The organism is Arthrobacter sp. ISL-30 (assembly GCF_018613855.1).
In the GTDB taxonomy this organism is placed as follows: Bacteria; Actinomycetota; Actinomycetes; order Actinomycetales; family Micrococcaceae; genus Arthrobacter.
The window spans coordinates 79,960-98,146 of record NZ_JAGGPK010000029.1; the positions used below are offsets into that span (position 1 = coordinate 79,960).

The 18,187-nt window shown below is 64.8% G+C and carries 17 protein-coding genes; 6 read left to right on the plus strand and 11 right to left on the minus strand.

The features are described 5' to 3' along the window. Window positions 1-354 carry a hypothetical protein gene (locus J7E82_RS12225; protein ID WP_214862982.1) on the minus strand — a complete coding sequence of 118 codons (354 nt, stop codon included), beginning with the start codon at window positions 352-354 and terminating at the stop codon, window positions 1-3. A 2-nt stretch (window positions 355-356) separates the two neighbouring features. Beyond that, on the minus strand, window positions 357-1,331 hold the full coding sequence (gene truB, locus J7E82_RS12230; RefSeq protein WP_308113790.1) for a tRNA pseudouridine(55) synthase TruB: 975 nt from the start codon (window positions 1,329-1,331) through the stop codon (window positions 357-359). Between the two features lie 87 nt (window positions 1,332-1,418). Here truB and J7E82_RS12235 point away from each other — a divergent pair, with 87 nt between their 5' ends. Continuing rightward, window positions 1,419-2,597 (plus strand): pyridoxal phosphate-dependent aminotransferase, encoded by a 1,179-nt coding sequence (locus J7E82_RS12235; RefSeq protein ID WP_214862986.1) that lies wholly within the window; start codon window positions 1,419-1,421, stop codon window positions 2,595-2,597. A gap of 15 nt (window positions 2,598-2,612) precedes the next feature. On the opposite strand, the gene J7E82_RS12240 is transcribed toward J7E82_RS12235, so the two are convergent. Next, entirely contained in the window at window positions 2,613-3,095 is a 483-nt protein-coding gene (locus J7E82_RS12240) for a nucleoside deaminase (RefSeq protein ID WP_214862988.1), read from the minus strand. Window positions 3,096-3,243: 148 nt separating this feature from the next. On the opposite strand from J7E82_RS12240, the gene J7E82_RS12245 reads away from it, so the two are divergent. Beyond that, window positions 3,244-3,534 carry a hypothetical protein gene (locus J7E82_RS12245; RefSeq protein ID WP_214862990.1) on the plus strand — a complete coding sequence of 97 codons (291 nt, stop codon included), beginning with the start codon at window positions 3,244-3,246 and terminating at the stop codon, window positions 3,532-3,534. 223 nt (window positions 3,535-3,757) lie between these two features. Next, window positions 3,758-4,915 carry a ScyD/ScyE family protein gene (locus J7E82_RS12250; RefSeq protein WP_214862992.1) on the plus strand — a complete coding sequence of 386 codons (1,158 nt, stop codon included), beginning with the start codon at window positions 3,758-3,760 and terminating at the stop codon, window positions 4,913-4,915. A gap of 19 nt (window positions 4,916-4,934) precedes the next feature. Here J7E82_RS12250 and rbfA read toward each other — a convergent pair whose 3' ends face one another. The 5 genes from rbfA to rimP form a co-directional block, all read right to left on the minus strand. Continuing rightward, window positions 4,935-5,456, minus strand: a complete 522-nt coding sequence (gene rbfA / locus J7E82_RS12255; protein ID WP_214862994.1) for a 30S ribosome-binding factor RbfA — start codon at window positions 5,454-5,456, stop codon at window positions 4,935-4,937. Window positions 5,457-5,685: 229 nt separating this feature from the next. Next, on the minus strand, window positions 5,686-8,613 hold the full coding sequence (gene infB, locus J7E82_RS12260) for a translation initiation factor IF-2 (RefSeq protein ID WP_214862995.1): 2,928 nt from the start codon (window positions 8,611-8,613) through the stop codon (window positions 5,686-5,688). A gap of 152 nt (window positions 8,614-8,765) precedes the next feature. Then, the gene (locus J7E82_RS12265; protein ID WP_214862998.1) at window positions 8,766-9,104 is read right to left on the minus strand and encodes a YlxR family protein; all 339 of its coding nucleotides are present in this window, start codon (window positions 9,102-9,104) and stop codon (window positions 8,766-8,768) included. Between the two features lie 207 nt (window positions 9,105-9,311). Continuing rightward, the gene (gene nusA / locus J7E82_RS12270) at window positions 9,312-10,283 is read right to left on the minus strand and encodes a transcription termination factor NusA (protein ID WP_214862999.1); all 972 of its coding nucleotides are present in this window, start codon (window positions 10,281-10,283) and stop codon (window positions 9,312-9,314) included. Beyond that, entirely contained in the window at window positions 10,283-10,897 is a 615-nt protein-coding gene (gene rimP / locus J7E82_RS12275; protein ID WP_214863001.1) for a ribosome maturation factor RimP, read from the minus strand. Before rimP ends, nusA begins: the two co-directional genes overlap by 1 nt. Window positions 10,898-10,984: 87 nt before the next feature. Here rimP and J7E82_RS12280 point away from each other — a divergent pair, with 87 nt between their 5' ends. The 3 genes from J7E82_RS12280 (at window position 10,985) to J7E82_RS12290 (ending at window position 14,122) form a co-directional block, all read left to right on the plus strand. Then, complete coding sequence (locus tag J7E82_RS12280) at window positions 10,985-12,232, plus strand: DUF4439 domain-containing protein (protein WP_214863003.1); 1,248 nt, start codon at window positions 10,985-10,987, stop codon at window positions 12,230-12,232. A gap of 102 nt (window positions 12,233-12,334) precedes the next feature. Further along, window positions 12,335-13,063, plus strand: a complete 729-nt coding sequence (locus J7E82_RS12285) for a VIT family protein (RefSeq protein ID WP_214863005.1) — start codon at window positions 12,335-12,337, stop codon at window positions 13,061-13,063. A 21-nt stretch (window positions 13,064-13,084) separates the two neighbouring features. After that, the gene (locus J7E82_RS12290) at window positions 13,085-14,122 is read left to right on the plus strand and encodes an aminoglycoside phosphotransferase family protein (RefSeq protein WP_214863007.1); all 1,038 of its coding nucleotides are present in this window, start codon (window positions 13,085-13,087) and stop codon (window positions 14,120-14,122) included. Here the strand turns inward: J7E82_RS12290 and J7E82_RS12295 are convergent. Genes J7E82_RS12295 through J7E82_RS12305 form a run of 3 tightly spaced genes read right to left on the minus strand, consistent with a single transcriptional unit; the run spans window position 14,119 to window position 18,153 of the window. Beyond that, window positions 14,119-15,504 carry an aminotransferase class V-fold PLP-dependent enzyme gene (locus J7E82_RS12295; protein ID WP_214863009.1) on the minus strand — a complete coding sequence of 462 codons (1,386 nt, stop codon included), beginning with the start codon at window positions 15,502-15,504 and terminating at the stop codon, window positions 14,119-14,121. The two genes, J7E82_RS12290 and J7E82_RS12295, sit on opposite strands and share 4 nt — an antisense overlap. Before the next feature lie 46 nt (window positions 15,505-15,550). Then, a complete protein-coding gene (locus J7E82_RS12300) occupies window positions 15,551-16,345 on the minus strand; it encodes a TSUP family transporter (RefSeq protein ID WP_214863011.1) in 795 nt (264 codons plus the stop codon). After that, complete coding sequence (locus J7E82_RS12305; RefSeq protein ID WP_214863013.1) at window positions 16,342-18,153, minus strand: proline--tRNA ligase; 1,812 nt, start codon at window positions 18,151-18,153, stop codon at window positions 16,342-16,344. The genes J7E82_RS12300 and J7E82_RS12305 overlap by 4 nt, the downstream gene beginning before the upstream one ends. Between the last annotated feature and the right edge of the window lie 34 nt (window positions 18,154-18,187).

The window sequence follows — 18,187 nt, forward strand, 5'->3', positions numbered from 1 at the left end:
TCAGTACCAGATCTGGTTCATGCGGGCGGCCATGACCAGGGCTGTGACCCCCACGGCGCCCAGGACAAAGTTGCTCCAGCGGGTGCGTTCCAGGACTGACCAGTACACCGCCGCTGGGGGCAGGAGGAGCGCCGTTGCCAGATAGCCCCAGAACTCCCAAGCTGCACCGGCAATGTGTTCACCCACGGCAACGCGCACGATCGACCCGATGAAGTACACCAACAGGACAAGTTCGACGGCGGCCACGGACAGGATGGTGACATCGTTGGGAGCCTTCTTCAGGATCCCTGCGACCACGCAAATAATCGTCGAGAGCAGGCCCACCGCAAGGATCGCGTAGAAATAGCCGTCCACGCCTAGGAGCCCTGCCCTTCGGCTTTGGCCCGGACGGCTTCAGCGGCCGGGGCCGCTTCCTTGATGGTGCCGCCGGTATCAGGCGTGAAGACCAGCACAGGCTTTGCGTGGCTCCCGGAATCGGCCAGCAGCGCCACCAGGGTTCCGTCCGGCGAGAAAGCGGCGGCCGGTTTCTCCGGCGTCGGCGCCTGCGGAGTTCCCGCCAACGGCCCGGCAGGGATACGGCGACCAAAGGAGAGTTCGGCGGTCTCCTCCTCAGTGAGTTCCCTGTTGGGCATTAGCGCCCGCGCGGCCTCCGAAATCTCAAGCACTTCAAGCTCTTCGGCGAGCTGTTCGAGGGTGCGTGCCTGCTCGAGCGTGTAAGGCCCCACCTGCGTCCGCCGTAACGCGGTCAGGTGGCCGCCGACGCCAAGAGCCTCTCCGAGGTCCCGGGCAAGGGCTCGAATATAGGTTCCGGAAGAACATTCCACGGTAACGTCGACGTCGACCACCTCGCCGTTGCGTTCCCGGCGGACCTCGTGCACATCGAAGCGGTGGATGGTGACGGGCCTGGCGGCAAGCTTCACGTCCTCCCCTGACCTGACCCGGGCATAGGAACGTTCTCCATTTACCTTGATGGCGCTAACGCTGCTGGGAACCTGGCTGATTTCGCCCTTAAGCTCCGCGACCCCATGGCGGATCTGTTGCTCGTCGATTTGTCCCGCGCTGCGACTGAGGATCACTTCGCCCTCGGCGTCATCAGTGATGGTGGACTCGCCGAGCCTGATGGTGGCCGTATACGTCTTGGACGTTCCGACGATGTACGTAAGCAGGCGGGTTGCCTTGTTGATGCCGAGCACCAGGACCCCTGTTGCCATGGGGTCGAGCGTGCCCGCATGACCGACTTTCCGTGTACTGGCAAGCCGCCGCATTCGGCCAACCACATCATGGCTGGTCCATCCCTGCGGCTTGTCAACGATCACCAGTCCAGAAAGCACGCCTCCCAGTATATCTGTGCGGCCTTCCCTCCCTGTTCGCCCCTCCGAAGGCATCCCTTGGGCCTCGGGGAGGGCTAGTATGCTGCCATGCCTGTACTAGCCCGCCACATCCACGAAGTTCCCGTGAACCAGATCCGTGAGATTACTGAGGCAGCGTGGCGGACGCCGGGCGCCATTGTGCTCAGCATCGGTGAGCCTGGTTTCCCGTTGCCGCGACATGTCCTCGAGGCAGGCATCGACTGCTTGGACAGGGACGAGACCAACTACACGCCCAACGCCGGCCTTCCGGCACTTAGGGAGGCCTTTGCCACACGCTTCCGCTCCCACAACAGCGTGGAAATGGGTCCTGAACGCGTGTATGTGGTTGCCGGGGCCCAGCAGGGCCTCCACATGGCCATGAGCCTCCTGCTCTCCCCCGGCGACGAGATCCTGATCCCGAATCCGGGCTATCCCACCTTCGCCATGACCAGTCGGCTGCTGCACGGTGTGCCAGTGCGCTACCCCCTGTACCCGGAATATGACTTCCAGCCACGAATCGAAGACGTCGAGGCCCTCATTACACCCCGGACGCGCGTGCTCATGCTGAATTCGCCGTCGAATCCCCTGGGCGCCGTGATCAGTCATGACCTGATGCGGGAACTCGTCGAGCTCGCACGACGATATGACCTGTGGATCATTTCGGACGAATGCTACGAGGCCTTCACCTTCGATGTACCTCATGTGAGCGCCGCCTCCTTCGACGCAGATGTTCCAGGCGAAGCGAGGGTCTTCACCTCCCTGACGCTCTCCAAGACGTACGGACTGACAGGACTGCGAATCGGTGCCCTGGTCTGCCCCCCGGGCTTTGAGAAGACCATGAACAACGTGATGGAATCCATCGTGTCCTGCGTTGCCTCGCCATCTCAGTACGCGGCGCTGGCCGCGTTGACCGGACCGCAGGACTATGTGCGGGAAGCCCATGCACACTATCGGTCCAATCGGGACACCGCGTCGGACATCCTGGGAGGCAAGGGCATCCCTTACCTGGGCGCCCAGGGAGCGTTCTATCTGTGGGCCGACGTTTCACACCTCACCGGAGGCGACGTCCGCAGCTGGGTCCATAGCTTCCTCGCCGATTCTGGCGTATCGTTCGCGCCCGGTACGGCGTTTGGGTCGATCGGAGAAGGCTGGATCCGGATCTCGCTGTGCGCTGAACAGCCGGCGCTCGTGGAGGGGCTGAGCAAGCTGCCTGCACGGGCTGCGCTTCTCCAGCAGGCAGGTTCCTAGCAGCTGGTTCGGTTACTAATAGTCGGTCCGTCCGGAATTGTTCCGCCACAGCTGGAACGGAATGTCCGACGTCGGAATGGCGGCCTGGCGTACGGGCAGCAGTTCCGGGCGCCTGCCTGAAAAGTACTCATAGAAGAGGGCGTCATCGAATCCTGCTGCCGCCGCTCCATGCCGATCGGCTGCGAAGTACACTTCGTCGATCCTGGCCCACAATGATGCTGCCAGACAGAGGGGGCAGGGCTCGCAGCTGGCGTAGAGTACCGAGCCACTGAGATTGAAGTTGCCCAAGTCAGCCGCTGCCCGGCGTATCGCCACCACCTCGGCATGGGCAGTGGGGTCGTTGTCCCGTGTGACGCGGTTGACTCCTGCATGGACCTGCCCGTCCGGCGTGACCACCAGCGCGCTGAAAGGTCCCCCACCGTCGGCCACGTTCTGCGCGGCCAGGCGCACCGCGATCTCCAAGTACCCTTCAGGTGATGTCTCTGCTTCTGACGCCATGTCCCGATCTTAGCCACGGCACGCGGCTTATACAGGTAATGCTGTGCGTACTTTCCCGGGGACCTGTTTCCCCCCCATTGGCCTTTGTGCCTCCCCAAATAGTAAGTAGGCTTATCTGTGCAGGCCGTAGCGAGGAAAGGACGACTCAATGAGTGAGCAAAACAAGGGCGAGGATGAGTTTGTCACTCCGGACCCTTCAACCGTGCGCGAAGACGTGCCGGGCGACGCCGGGGACGAAGGCAACGAGATCCGCTTTAGCGAAGAACAGGCGTTGATCCAGGAACAGGCCCGCGGCATCCGACCGGAGCGTCATGATGTTCCCAGCGGCGGTCCTACCCTGGACGAGGCCCGCGGAAATCTGGATATTTCCGACCCCACCGGCGCCGATGCCGCCGATGACAGCAGCGATGATCCCATGCATGGCGGCGCAATGCAGTGAGGCGCTTAGGTTGGCGCGGACGACACCATCCACTGCAAGAGAGCTCCGGCCGGGGATTTCCGAACGGAGCTCTTTTGTGCGTGGTTCATGAAGCGGCAGTTAGCTGGATTCTATGGACTCACCCCAAGGTCAGTACTAGCGTGAGTCGCGGGGGTTGAAGCACATTCCGCCACACACCAAGGTCTCGCACAGCTAATGTCCGCACCGTCACCTTGGAGCCAAAATGTTCAGGAGATCCAACCTTGCTGCGTGTGCTGCCGTAGCCGGCATGCTTCTCGCGTCCGGACCCGCAGCCCTTGCCACGTCCCCGTCGACCCCGCAACTACTGGCCGATAACCTTGTTAGTCCCTTGCATCTTGCCATCGGACGCGAAGGCACTGTCCTCGTCACCCAACAATTCGCCGGGCTGATTAGCAAAATCAACGACGACGGCAGCGCCAGTACCGTGTACGACTCCCAAGGCTGGAACGTTGCGGGGCTGCACAGAAGTGGGGATTCCCTCTACTTTGTGGAAAGCCTGGGCGCCGGTGAGGGCCGCCTAACGGATCTGGCAGGCCGGCTCAAAGTTATCGGGGACGCTACGGCGGAGGTGCCCGGCCCCATCCGCGAGATTGCTGATCTTGCGACCATCGAAATAAGCACGAATCCGGATTCGGTCAACCATTACGGCTTCGCCCCCGAAGTCGCCGCCGATTGCCTGGCCCAGGTCCCGCCGATGGTCCGACCCAGTTATGACGGCGAAGTTGACTCGCACCCGTACGCCCTCACCGTTTCCGGAGACAACGTCTTCATCGCGGATGCAGGCTCGAACACCATCCTGAAGGTCAATGAATCCACAGGTGCGGTGTCTACACTGGCCGTGCTCCCGCCGCAGCCGGTTGTCGTGACAGCAGAGGCAGCCGCTGCAGTTGGCCTGCCGCCATGCACGGTGGGCCACAGCTACGCTTTCGAGCCCGTACCCACGGACATCGAGCTTGGCCGGGACGGTTGGCTCTACGTGAGCCTGCTTCCGGGCGGCCCGGAGGATCCCTCGCTGGGAGACCGCGGCTCAATTGTCCGTGTGAATCCGGAGACCGGGGACGTGCAGACGTGGGCCGAGGAGATCCTGAGCCCGACCGGTCTTGCCATCGCGCGCAACGGCGATGTGTACGTCGCCTCCCTCTTCGGCGAAGGCATCTTCCGGTTCGATGCGAAGACACAGGATCGCTCGCTGTTCTTGCCAACGTCCATGGCCGCCGACGTCGAAATCAAGGGTTCCACACTGTACGCCACCGTGGATGCAATCAGCTTCGACCCGGCCGCGCCGCCGGCGGGCAAAGTCATCTCGGTTCCTTTGAAGGGAGACCGGGACGACGAGCACGACGACAGTAGCGACAGTTAGCCGCTAGCGGCGACGGCGGCTACTTGTTGCTGTCCTCTTCAATGTCGCCGTCGCCGCCGAGGTCAAGGTCCTCTTCGTCGAAGTCGTCCTCGTCAATCTCGGACCCTTCGATCCCAGCATGCGGCGAGTCGGACTTGTACGGGTCAGCTTCCCCCGCAGGTTGGGCATTGGCCGCAAGAGCGGCCACCTCTGCATCACGCTGTTTCGCGACGCGAAGAAGCTCTTCCAGGTTCGAGGCATTGACGGGGATCTGGTCCGCCACAAACTCAAGGGTGGGGGTCAGGCGCACCGTGATATTGCGGCCGACTTCCTGCCGAAGCACGCCCTTGGCCTTCTCAAGTGCCTTGGCGGCATCCGTCTGGGCAACGCCGTCACCAAACACGGTGTAGTAGACAGTCGCGTGCTGCAGGTCGTTGGTAACGCGGGCATCGGTAACAGTGATGGCCTCAACCCGCGGATCCTTGACCCGCCGACCCAACGCCTCGGCAACGACAACCTTAATTCGCTGCGCCAACTTGGCAGCCCGTGCGGGATCAGCCATGACATCCTCCTGGATAACAAATTAGAAAAATGGGGGCGCTAACGTGCTCAGCAACGTCAGCGCGTAGCGATTGAGGGGGCCCGGGAGTGGCATTGGGGCTGCCGGAGACGGACGGCCACGATCGTAGATCGTTGCCGTCCGTCATAGGGGCGGGGCCCCCTCAATCGCGAAGTGTGGTGCAGGGCCGCCGGAAAAATCCAACGGCCCCGCCAGAGCTGCCAGCCCTACGTTAGACGCGCGGCTTTTCGCGCATCTCGAAGGTCTCGATGATGTCGCCTTCGGTGAGGTCGTTGTAGGACCCCAGGCCGATACCGCACTCGAAGCCTTCGCGGACTTCGGTGGCATCGTCCTTGAACCGCTTGAGCGAGTCGACGGTGAGGTTTTCACCGATGACCTTGCTGTCGCGCATGACGCGGGCCTTGGCGTTACGGCGGATGATGCCGGACCGAACGATGGAACCAGCAATGTTGCCGAACTTGGAGGAACGGAACACTTCACGGACCTCGGCGGTGCCCAGCTGGACTTCCTCGTACTCCGGCTTGAGCATGCCCTTGAGGGCCAGCTCGATGTCATCGATTGCTGCGTAGATGACGGAGTAGAAGCGCATGTCCACGCCTTCGCGGTCGGCCAGTTCGGCAACGCGCTCAGCCGGCTTGACGTTGAAGCCGATGATGATCGCGTTGTCCACCGTTGCGAGGTTGACGTCGTTCTGCGTGATGGCACCCACACCGCGGTGGATGACACGCAGCTGAACGTCGTCGTCGCCGACGTCGATCTTGAGCAGGGCGTCCTCGAGGGCTTCCACGGCACCGGAGACGTCACCCTTGAGGATGAGGTTGAGGGTGTCGATCTTGCCTTCGGCCACTGCCTGGTCGAAGTCTTCCAGGCTGATGCGCTTGCGGCGCTTGGCGAGCTGGGCGTTGCGCTCCGCGGCCTCACGCTTTTCGGCGATCTGGCGGGCAGTGCGCTCGTCCGGGGTCACCAGGAAGGTGTCACCTGCACGCGGCACGTTGGACAGGCCGAGGACCTGGACCGGGCGTGACGGCAGCGCGACGTCGAGGGCTTGGCCGTCTTCGTCGAACATTGCACGGACGCGGCCATGAGCCGTACCGGCCACGATCGTGTCACCAACAGCCAAGGTACCGGACTGCACCAGCACGGTGGCCACTGAGCCGCGGCCCTTGTCAAGGTTGGCTTCAATGGCAATGCCTCGAGCGTCCTTGTCCGGGTTGGCACGCAGGTCCAGCGCGGCGTCGGCCGTCAGGAGCACGGCGTCGATCAGTTCGTCGATGTTGAGGTTCTGGCGCGCAGAGACCTCCACGAACATGGTGTCGCCACCGTATTCCTCGGGAACCAGGCCGTACTCGGTGAGCTGGCCCTTGACCTTGTCCGGGTTCGCGCCGTCCTTGTCGATCTTGTTCACTGCGACGACGATCGGCACGTTGGCTGCCTGGGCGTGGTTGAGTGCTTCCACCGTCTGGGGCATAACGCCGTCGTCGGCTGCCACAACCAGGATGGCGATGTCGGTGACCTTGGCACCACGGGCACGCATGGCGGTGAACGCCTCGTGACCGGGGGTGTCAATGAAGGTGATGTCGCGCAGGGCGCCTTCGTGCTCGTGGCTGATCTGGTACGCACCGATGTGCTGGGTAATACCGCCGTGCTCGCCCGCCATAACGTCCGAGTTACGGATGGCATCCAGCAGTCGGGTCTTACCGTGGTCAACGTGGCCCATGACGGTGACTACCGGCGGACGGGGCTCGAGGACGTCGTCGCCTTCGGCTTCGAGTTCGGCGTCGAGGTCGATGTCGAACGAATCCAGCAGCTCGCGCTCTTCGTCCTCCGGAGAGACGACCTGCAGCTTGTAGCCAAGCTCGGCGCCCAGCAGGCCGAAGGTGTCCTCGTCCAGCGACTGGGTAGCCGTAGCCATTTCACCGAGGTGGAACAGCACGGTTACCAGCGAGGCGGGGTTCGCATCGATCTTCTCGGCAAAGTCCGTGATCGAGGAGCCGCGACGCAAGCGGATGATGGTCTCGCCGTCGCCGCGGGGAACGGTCACGCCGCCCAGCGACGGAGCGCTCATCTGCTCGAGTTCCTGGCGCTTCGCGCGCTTGGACTTGCGCTGCTTGCCGCGGCCTGCGCCGCCCTTGCCAAACGCGCCCTGGGTGCCGCCGCGACCGCGACCGCCCTTGCCAAAGCCACCGCCGGCGGGAGCTCCGCCGCCAGCACCAGGAGCGCCGGTGCCGGGAGCGCCACCGGGACGTCCGGGACCCCGACCGCCGCCGCCGCCGGGGCGGGCCGCGGTACCGGGAGCAGGACGCTCGGTACGGTTGGGCATCATGCCCGGGCTGGGCCGGTTTCCACCTGCGCCGCCACCCGGACGGGGTGCACCGCCAGGACGCGCTGTGCCGCCCGGACGGGGTGCGCCCGGACGGGGACCGCCCGAGCCTGCGGCAGGACGGGGACCGCCGGCGCCGGCCGCGGGACGGGGACCGCCGGGACGCTCACCTTCAGTGCGGCCGCCGCCGGGACGGGGCATGCCTTGGGAGGTGGCAAACGGGTTGTTGCCAGGACGGGGAGGACGTTCGCCGTCGCCGCGACCACGGGGCATGCCCTGGGACGTGGCGAAAGGATTGTTGCCCGGGCGGGGACCGCCGGGACGGGGTGCCTGGCCGCCCGGACGGGTCGGGGCAGGAGCCTCGGCCTTCGGGGCGGGACGCGCACCGGGCTTGGCCGAGAACTGTGCTGCGGGCGCGGCCGGAGCTGCAGGGGCAGCAGGAGCCGGAGCGGGCGCTTCAGCCTTGGGTGCTTCAGCTTTGGGTGCCTCTGTCCTGGGTGCTTCAGCCTTGGGTGCTTGGGCAGGGGCAGGTGCCTTGGGGGCAGCAGGACCGGGTGCCGGGGCGGCAGGTCGGGAAGCTGCCGGGGCGGCAGGTCGGGAAGCTGCCGGGGCGGCGGGCGCCTTCGGAGCGGCTGCTGGGGCCTCGGACTTCGAAGCGCCGGCAGCGGGAAAGGCGTTGCGCAGTTTCCGCACAACGGGGGCCTCGATAGTTGACGAGGCGGAGCGAACGAATTCGCCCAGTTCCTGCAGTTTGGTCACTGCATCTTTGGAAGTGATACCGAGCTCTTTGGCGAGCTCATGTACGCGGACCTTGGCCACATTTCTCCTGTCTCGGTCCGCACCGAGCCAGGCACGAACCGTCTACTTCTTACTGCGGACCTCCGCCGCGAGTGCAGCTGAAAGGTCCATTGCTGAGCGCAACAAAGTTGTCATCGTTACGCACTCATCGCTGGGAACTCATCGGGTTTCCATCAGTTTTCTGACCCGCTTTCAGGTTTGGACGGTTTTCCTGCATCTACCGGGGCATCAGCAGGGGGCATGCCCGCCGCTATGTAGCGTTCGACGGCGGCGATTTCCGTTGCGCCCGCAAGGGCCCTTCCGAAAGCGCGCCGCTTGATCGCAAGCGCCAGGCACGTATCACTGGGGTGCAGCCAGGCACCCCTGCCAGCCATCCGACGTCGTTCGTCTACCACAACGGTTGACCCGCCGTTTCGGGCGACAAGCCGGATAAGCTGCGACCGGGAGCCTTGCTTCCGGCATCCGATGCAGGTGCGCACGGGCTCATGCCCATGCCGAAGCGGTTCAGCCACTGTGTGTCTTTACCTGCCTCTGTCACTCTGCTTTCCCGGGGCCGGAAGTACGGCGCGGGGGCCGACTCAGGCGCCAAGGCGCACGGATACCGGCCGTAAGCCCGGTCTGTTCCATTCTAGCCCATGGGCACCGCCAACCGAATCAGGCACGCCCATGGCTCCGGCCCGGAGCTATCCCTCCGCGCCGGGTGCTTCCTTGCTTGTTTGCTACTTTGCCGCGGCGTCGGACACGATGTCGATGCGCCAGCCGGTCAGCTTGGCAGCGAGGCGGGCATTCTGCCCTTCCTTGCCGATGGCCAGCGAAAGCTGGTAGTCCGGAACGACCACTCGGGCGGACCTGGTGGCCTCGTCGGTAATGGTGACCGAATTCACGCGGGACGGCGAGAGCGAGTTGGCGATGAACGTGGCGGGGTCGTCGCTGTAATCGACGATGTCAATCTTTTCGTCGTTCAGTTCCGTCATGACCGCCCGGACGCGCGAGCCCATTTCCCCGATGCAGGCACCCTTGGCGTTGATGCCAGGGGCGTTGGCCTTGACGGCGATCTTGGTCCGGTGCCCTGCTTCGCGCGCCAAGGCCACGATCTCGACCGACCTGTCCGCGATCTCGGGAACCTCGAGTTCGAAAAGCTTGCGCACAAGGCCCGGGTGCGAACGGGACAGCGTGATGGAGGGTCCCTTCATGCCGCGGTGGACGTCCACCACATATGCACGGAGGCGGTTTCCATGGGTGTACTTCTCCCCCGGAACCTGCTCGGGCGGCGGCAGCAGTGCCTCCACTGAACCCAGGTTCACCTGGATCATGTGCGGGTTGTTGCCCTGCTGGATCAGCCCGGCCACCAGTTCACCTTCGCGGCCCTTGAACTCGCCAAGGACGTTGTCGTCCTCGACGTCCCGGAGCCGTTGCAGGATGATCTGGCGCGCAGTGCTGGCCGCGATCCGGCCGAAGCCGGCGGGGGTGTCCTCGAATTCACCAATGGGCTGGCCGTCGTCGTCGATCTCCGTTGCCCAGATGGTCACGTGTCCGCTCTTGCGATCAAGCTCCGCCCGGGCCTTCTCGAAGGCTCCGGGCGTCTTGTGATAAGCCACCAGGAGCGCCTGCTCAATGGTGGGGATCAGGAGGTCCAGCGGGATTTCACGCTCACGCTCCAGGAGTCTCAGTGCGCTCATGTCAATATCCATTAGGCCTCCTCGGAAGGTCCATTGTGCTCGTTTTCCAGCCCGGCCTCGTCGAGGTGGCTGAATTCAATTTCGACTTTTCCTTGCCGGATCTTGTCGAAAGGAAGTTTCACGGGGTCACCCTGCTTGGGCTTCATCCCTTTTTTGGCCTCAAGTTCGGGGATGAGGTTTACCCCGGTGTCGTCGACGGCCTTGATCCTGCCCGTAATGTTCTCGCCCTGGATGACCTTGACGGTAACCATGCGGCCGCGGGCACGGTGCCAGTGCCGGGGTTCAGTAAGGGGACGTCCGACGCCGGGCGAAGAGACCTCGAGGTCGTAGGGCCGGGAATCGCCGCCGGGATCATTGTCCAGGACCGTGGAAAGTGCGCGTGAGATGTCCGCAATGACATCTAGGCTGACCCCGCCGGTTTCTTCCTGCGGCAGGTCTACCACCACATGCACCGTTCGGTGCGAACCGGCAACGTGAATGGAAACATCTTCAAGGTAAAGGCGGTTGGCGAGGACAGTCGGTTCCAGCAGGGCCCTGAGCCGGGCCGCCTCCGGGTTGTGGAGTTCCGTGACGCCCGTGTCCGTCCTTGTCCGGCCTGATGAAGTCGTGGCTTCCGAAGAGCTCATGATGCCAGCCGCCTCCCGATAGATGATGTTGTGTGTACTAGCCTATCGACATTCCAGGCGGCTTGGTGCACGCACTTCCCGCCATGCATGACAACATGGACTGTTGTGATTGAGGACAGCGGGGACAAACAGCGGCCTGGGCGGACAGCGAGGACCATCCTTGTGTCCTTGGTCGCAGTGCTGGCCCTTGGCGTCGGGGTTGTGCTGACGCCGCACCCCGAACAGGACCCGCAACCGACCTTCTCGGAAGCCGCCCTGGCCGCGGCCTATGAGGACGCGATGTCCCTCGGCAACAGCGCACGACTGCTGCAGGCATCCGCAGCTGAATCCGGGACCACCTCGGAGTTGCTCACGACACAGGCCCGTGCCCTCCAGGAACCCGGGACCTCCCAGGAATCCGGGACCTCCCAGGAACCGGGGACATCGTCACCTTCCGCCGCGAGCGCCGGTACAGCAGCTCCTGCCTCCTCGACGTCGTCCCCGGATGCCGCGCCCGGTATGCAGGGCCGTGGAGTGGCGCGGGAGGACCTGGTGACCGGCCTGTCCTCCAGCGCTGCCCGACGGCTGGCTGATGCTGCCCAGGCCGACGGCGGCACCGGCCGCCTGCTGGCCGCCGTCGGAACCGCGCAGTTCCTGGAGGCATCCCGACTGGCCAATGCATGGGGGCTGGCCGCACCTACCGAACCCGCATCGCCAACCACGACCCCGATCGCTCCTGACCCGCAGGCAACTCCGGAAGCCCAGGAGTTGGCGGCCGCCGGGGCACCAGCCACCTCTGGTGGGACGCCGGAGGCTTGTCCTTCCGAGGGTTCAGTCGCAGAGGGTCCAGTCGACGAGGGTTCATCAAACGCCACCACCCCGACGGCGACTCCGGCGACCCTTGGCACGGCACTGTCCGCCGCCGTCGGTGCCGAGCTTGAAGCCGTGTATGTGTACCAGGTGGCAGTGACGCGGCTCGACCCGAAGGCCGGGGCCGTCGCAGGCGAGCTGCTTGCCAGGCATCAGGACGCCCTGCGGACGGCGGAAGCAAACAGTGTGCTGCACTGCGCGACCATTCCTCCACGTGAAGCCGGCTACCGCCTCCCGGCCGCCTTTGCTTCGGAACCTGCCGCCGCGCTCGGTGACCTTGAATCTGAGATGCTCGCCGTCTATGGAGACCTAATTGCCGTAAGCGACGGCGACACCCGCGCCTGGGCGATTTCCGAGCTCCTGGCCACAGCACGCCGGGCAGTCGCCTGGGCTATCCCCCCAGTTGCCCTGCCCGGCATCGACGTCGACCCAACAGCACTTCCGCCGCTTCCTTCCCCCTCAACCCCCACTCCCCTCCCCAAGTAACCAGCATTTGTTGTCGTCATTCGCCCTCTTGGCGACCACAACTGCGACTCAGTTTGCTGCTGTTAGCTGGAAGGCGACGCCGCTTGGTGGTTGGCTGGAGGCATGACCACCGCCGAAGCCGCTTCGCTCCATGAGAATGAGCCGCACGGAAATGACCTCGCCCACCGCCTGAACTGGCTTCGTGCTGGCGTCCTTGGCGCAAACGACGGCATCGTCTCCGTCGCCGCCATCGTGGTGGGCGTTGCCGGTGCTACCGCCAGCACCGGGCCCATCCTGGCTGCAGGTGCTGCCGGAATGGTGGGCGGAGCGGTCTCAATGGCGCTTGGTGAATACGTGTCCGTGAGCAGCCAAAGCGACAGCCAGAAAGCCATGATCGAAAAGGAGCGGCGGGAGCTGGCCGAGCAGCCTAAAGAGGAACTTGCCGAACTCACTGCGATCTTCCAGGAAAAGGGCCTGACGGCGGAAACTGCCCACAAAGTGGCTCTTGAACTGACCGAACACGATGCCCTGGCGGCCCACTTGTCCGCCGAGCTGAACATCGACCAGGACGATATCGTCAGTCCCTGGAATGCGGCCTTCGCCTCGGCCATAGCGTTTACCCTGGGCGCGATCCTTCCGATGCTGTCCATCCTGCTGCCTCCTGTGGAAATCCGGGTACCCTTGACCTTCGCGGCCGTCCTTATAGCCCTCGCGCTGACTGGAGCGGTCGGTGCCTGGATCGGCGGAGGCTCGAGAATCCGAGCCGCTGTACGCGTGGTGGTGGGCGGCGCCGTGGCTCTCGCCGCGACATTCACCATCGGTAACCTGCTTGGTGCCAGCGGGATCGTGTAGTGCCTGAGTACCCTTGGGTTAATGAGCCTGCTCGCCGATGTACCCATTCCCGCGGACCTCGCCGCACGCTATAGCCGGTCATCCGGTGGACGCGCGTGGCTCGTCAGCCTGCCTGCACTGCTGAGGGGCTGCCTGGAACGCTGGGACCTCACGGTTGACCTGGCGCCGGGCGCCCTGCCGTGGAACGGTCACGGCGCACTGGTGGTTCCTGTGCTGCTGCCCACCGGAAGGCCGGCGGCACTCAAGGTGGCCTATCCGCACGACGAAGCTCGTGTGGAACGGAACGCCCTGATGCTGTGGAACGGCAGGGGTGCGGTGCGGCTGCTGGACTCCGACGCCGGAAGTTGCGCCATGCTCCTGGAACGCCTGGACGCAGTGCACTCCCTTCAGGATGAAGCGATGGATCGTGCCGCCGAAGTCTGGGGGCGACTCATGCAGGAACTGTCCCTTAGGCCGGATGGACGCTTCGAGTGGGTGGAGTTGGACCATGTGGCTGCCCGCGCTGAGCAGTGGAGTGATGACCTGCCTGCAGAATGGGAACAACTCGGCCGGCCCTTCCCCCGCTGGCTGCTTGAGGCAGCCCTGGAGGTTTGCCAGACCCGCGGTGCCGTAGGGCGGCGGGCTGCCAACGACGTCCTGGTCCACACCGATTTCCATTTCCTGAACATCCTCGCCCGACTGGACAGCGCTCCGGACGCCGGAGGAATTCAGGACCACTTCGCCGCCATCGATCCCCAGCCCCTGGTCGGGGAAGCCGAGTTCGCCGTCGCGCCCGTGCTCTGGAACCGCATCTCCGAGCTTTCCCTGCGGGATCCGGAGGGCGCACTGCGCGAGCGCTGCAGGGACTTCAGCCTCGCGGCCGGGCTGGACGCTGAGGTGGCCCGGCAATGGAGTGTGGCTCGCGAAGTGGACAATGCACTGTGGTATGCCTCCCATCAGGGGCACAGCGGTGACCTGGCCCGTTCGCTCTGGGTGGCCAGCACGCTGGCTGGGCGCACCCTCGACGGGCTGCCCGCAGCACATGCCCTCCCTGCGCCGGGAGAAGGTGCCTTCAGCTAAGCAGTCCCGGCAAGGGCATCACGGACGACGGCGACAGCAACGTCGACGTCCGCGGCATCGGTTGACCAGTTGGTCACCGAGACACGCAGGATGTCGCGGCCCTTCCACCGCGAGCCGGACATCCAGATCCGGCCGTCGGCCATGATGTGCTCCGTCACAGCCCTGGTGCGTGCATCCGTTCCGAAGGCCAGGGAGATCTGGGTATACACGACGTCGTTGAGTACTTCGACGCCGGGGACCGCTGTGAGGCGCCGGGCAAGCTCCATGGCAAGGACGGCGCGGCCCTCCACGAGAGATGCCACGCCGTCCCGTCCAAGCGAACGCAGGGCGGCCCAGACCGGGACGCCCCGGGCGCGACGCGAGAGCTCAGGTACCTTTTCCATCGGGTCCCCGGGTCCGTGGTTCTCCTGCGGAAGGTATTCGGCATGCATGCCGATGGCGGATCGCAGGGCGGGAACATCGCGGGAGATGACAATGCCGGCGTCGTAGGGCACGTTCAGGGTCTTATGCGCGTCGGTGCCCCAGGAATCGGCCTGCTCGATCCCTTCGCACAGGTGCCTCAGCGCCGGAGAGGCGGCCGCCCACAGCCCGAAGGCGCCGTCGATGTGCACCCAGGCACCCTGTTCCCTGGCCGCTTCGATGGCCTGGGGAAAAGGATCGAAGGCACCGGAGTGGAGGTTGCCGGCCTGCAAGCACACAATGGCCGGGCCGGGCTTTGAGGCCAGGGCCTTCCGCAGCTCCCTGGCATCGATGCGGCCCTCGGAATCAGCGGGAATGAGTTCGGGCCGGCCGAGTCCCAGGTAGCGGAGCCCCATGTCCAATGATTCGTGACGCTCTGCTCCGGCGATGACCCGGACACGAGGGGCGCCGCCCAGGCCATCGACATTCACATCCCATCCCGCATCGGCCAACAAACGCCAGCGTGCCGCAGTCAGCGCCGTGAAGTTGGCCATGGTAGCGCCGGTGGCGAAGCCGACGTCGCTGTCTTCCGGCAGCCCCAGGAGCTCAAGGAGCCACTGCCCGGCGGCCTGTTCGATGGCCGCCGTCGCCGGAGTGGCGAAGCGCAGGCCGGTGTTCTGGTCCCAGGCCGTCACCAGCCAGTCGGCCGCCATTGCCGCCGGGAGGGTACCGCCGATGACCCAGCCGAAGAAGCGGCCGGACTGCATGGACATCAGCCCTGGCTCGGCGTGTTCGGCCAGGAAGTCGATCACCTCGACTGGCGGGATTCCTGTTGCGGGCAGCGGCCCACCAAACTTGCGAGCGACGTCTTCGACGGCGGCCGAGGGCTTTACGGGGCGGTCAGGAAGCTCCTGGAGCCACCTCCTAGCGTGCAGTGATGCCCGGTCCAACGCTTGCTCAAATTCACGCGAATTGGCCCACATGGGTGCATGCTACGCCGATCCGAGAAGGCCTTCCATAGCGGCGGGACTAGCTGAAATTGTCCTGCCAGACGTCGTAGCCGAGCTTGATGATTAGCGCCGCGACGACGAGGAGGAACACCACCCGGACGAAGCCGCTCCCCTGCCTCACCGCCGTCCTCGCGCCAAGGTAGCCTCCGGCCATGTTCGCGAGGCCGAGGACCAGGCCGACGCCCCATAGCAGTGAGCCGTGGGGCAGGAAGAACAGCAGCGCACCCGCGTTCGTGGCCATGTTCACAATCTTGGCCTTGGCGCTGGCTTCGAGGAATGCATAACCCATGACGGAGACCAGGGCGATGACGAGGAAGGAGCCGGTACCCGGGCCGATGAGGCCGTCGTAGAAACCGATGACCGCGCCGATCACGCACGCCACCACATAGTGTTTGTGCCCGTCGTGGCGCAGGGCGGTGAGCTCGCCGGCGCTCGGCCGAAGCGCCGTGAAAAGCGCGACGGCAACCAGCGCCACAACGATGATGGGTTTGAACACGCTGGCTGGCAGGCTGGCCGCCAGGAGCGCCCCGCCAAAACTGCCGGCCAGGGCGATCAGGGCCATCGGCACGGCCGTCTTCAGGTCCGGTCCCACACGCCGGTAATAGGTGGCCGCGCTGGTGGCTGTCCCGAAAATGGAACCCATCTTGTTCGTGGCCAGGGCCTGGACCGGCGAGATCCCGGGGACCAGCAGCAGCGCCGGGAGCTGGATCAGCCCGCCGCCGCCAACTACCGCATCAACCCAGCCGGCGGCGAAGCCCGCCACAACAATGAGGATCAGGGTTGTGAGCTGGATTGACTCAAATCCCGAGATCACCGTGAGCGGGCGGCGTTCACCACGAAGTCCACTGCCTTTTCTACGGGGACGTTTTCGGCATCTCCGCTGCGGCGGTCCTTGATCTCGACGACGCCGTCAACCAGGCCGCGGCCGACGGCCAGGATGGTGGGAACGCCGACGAGCTCAGCATCGCCAAACTTCACGCCCGGTGAGACCTTGGGGCGGTCGTCGTAGATGACGTCCAAACCAGCGGCTTCAAGCTCAATGGCGAGCTTTTCGGCGGTCTGGAAAATTTCTTCTCCACGGCCGACGGCAACCACATGCACATCGGCCGGCGCGACGGAGCGGGGCCAGACCAGGCCCTTGTCGTCGTGGTTGGATTCAGCGAGCGCGGCGACCGCACGTGTGACACCGACGCCATACGAGCCCATGGTCACGACGACCTGCTTGCCGTTCTGGTCCAGGACCTTCAGGTCCAGGGCTTCTGCGTACTTACGTCCGAGCTGGAAGATGTGGCCCATTTCGATGCCGCGGGCCGTTTCCAGCAGGCCGGAGCCGTCCGGTGCTTCGTCGCCGGCACGGACCTCGGTGCATTCGATGACCCCGTCCCAGGTGAAATCGCGTCCGGCGACAAGACCGTAGACGTGCTTGCCGTCCTCGTTCGCGCCGGTGATCCAGCTGGTGCCGGAGACAATACGGGGGTCCACGAGGTAGAGCAGCTTGCTGGCGCCTTCCAGGCCCAGCAGCGGCTTGCCTGCCTCGACCCCGGGGCCGATGTAGCCCTTGACCAGAAGCGGGTTCTTCTTGAGGTCGTCCTCGTTAGCGGCTTCGAGACCAATCTCACCGGCGATCGGCAGGAAGGAACCGATGTTCGCCTCCACTCGCTTGAGGTCCACCGCACGGTCGCCGGGCAGGCCGATGACGACGAGTTGCCGTTCGCCCGTGGGAAGCGTGACTGCGAGGACCACGTTCTTCAGGGTGTCAGCGGCAGTCCAGGGACCGCCGTCGGCCTCGCTGCGGGGCGCGAGCTGGTTGGAGGCGTCCACGAGCGTCTCAATGGTTGGGGTGTTCGGAGTATCGAGGACGCGTGCCGGGGGTGCGGTGCTGTAGTCGATTTCCGGAGGCGCAATCGTGGTGACGGCCTCGACATTGGCAGCGTAGCCGCCGGGCGAGCGAACGAACGTGTCTTCACCGATTTCTGTCGGGTGCAGGAATTCCTCGCTCTTGGAACCGCCCATTGCTCCGGCAGTCGCGGCGACCGGAATCACGTCCAGGCCCAGCCGCGCGAAGATCTTCAGGTAGGCCTCGCGGTGGGCGGCATAGCTGGCGTCCAGTCCGGCGTCGTCGGCATCGAAGGAATAGGAGTCCTTCATGATGAATTCGCGTCCGCGAAGGAGGCCGGCGCGCGGGCGGGCTTCGTCACGGTACTTGTTCTGGATCTGGTAGATGCTCAGCGGCAGGTCCTTGTAGGACGAGTACAGATCCTTGACCAGGAGGGTGAACATTTCTTCGTGCGTGGGGGCAAGGAGGTAGTCCGCGCCCTTGCGGTCCTTGAGCCGGAAGATCCCCTCGCCATACTCGGTCCAGCGATTGCTGGCCTCATAGGGATCCTTGGGCAGCAGCGCCGGGAAGTGAACCTCCTGGGCCCCGATGGCTGTCATTTCCTCTCGGATGATCTGTTCTACCTTGCGCAGCACGCTCAGTCCCAGCGGAAGCCAGGTGTAGATTCCCGGGGCCGCCCGGCGAATGTAGCCTGCCCGGACCAGGAGTTTGTGGCTGGCGACTTCGGCGTCGGCGGGATCTTCACGCAGGGTGCGCAGGAACAGCTGGGAGAGTCGAAGGACCACGGGCAGGTATCCGTTTCTATGGCAAATGCGGCAA

Bases quoted from the DNA above. Each gene is read 5' to 3' on its own strand.
- J7E82_RS12235 (WP_214862986.1), top strand. From the start codon at position 1,419: ATGCCTGTACTAGCCCGCCACATCCACGAAGTTCCCGTGAACCAGATC.
- J7E82_RS12240 (WP_214862988.1), bottom strand. From the start codon at position 3,095: ATGGCGTCAGAAGCAGAGACATCACCTGAAGGGTACTTGGAGATCGCG.
- J7E82_RS12245 (WP_214862990.1), top strand. From the start codon at position 3,244: ATGAGTGAGCAAAACAAGGGCGAGGATGAGTTTGTCACTCCGGACCCT.
- J7E82_RS12250 (WP_214862992.1), top strand. From the start codon at position 3,758: ATGTTCAGGAGATCCAACCTTGCTGCGTGTGCTGCCGTAGCCGGCATG.
- rbfA (WP_214862994.1), bottom strand. From the start codon at position 5,456: ATGGCTGATCCCGCACGGGCTGCCAAGTTGGCGCAGCGAATTAAGGTT.
- nusA (WP_214862999.1), bottom strand. From the start codon at position 10,283: ATGGATATTGACATGAGCGCACTGAGACTCCTGGAGCGTGAGCGTGAA.
- rimP (WP_214863001.1), bottom strand. From the start codon at position 10,897: ATGAGCTCTTCGGAAGCCACGACTTCATCAGGCCGGACAAGGACGGAC.
- J7E82_RS12280 (WP_214863003.1), top strand. From the start codon at position 10,985: ATGACAACATGGACTGTTGTGATTGAGGACAGCGGGGACAAACAGCGG.
- J7E82_RS12285 (WP_214863005.1), top strand. From the start codon at position 12,335: ATGACCACCGCCGAAGCCGCTTCGCTCCATGAGAATGAGCCGCACGGA.
- J7E82_RS12290 (WP_214863007.1), top strand. From the start codon at position 13,085: ATGAGCCTGCTCGCCGATGTACCCATTCCCGCGGACCTCGCCGCACGC.
- J7E82_RS12295 (WP_214863009.1), bottom strand. From the start codon at position 15,504: ATGTGGGCCAATTCGCGTGAATTTGAGCAAGCGTTGGACCGGGCATCA.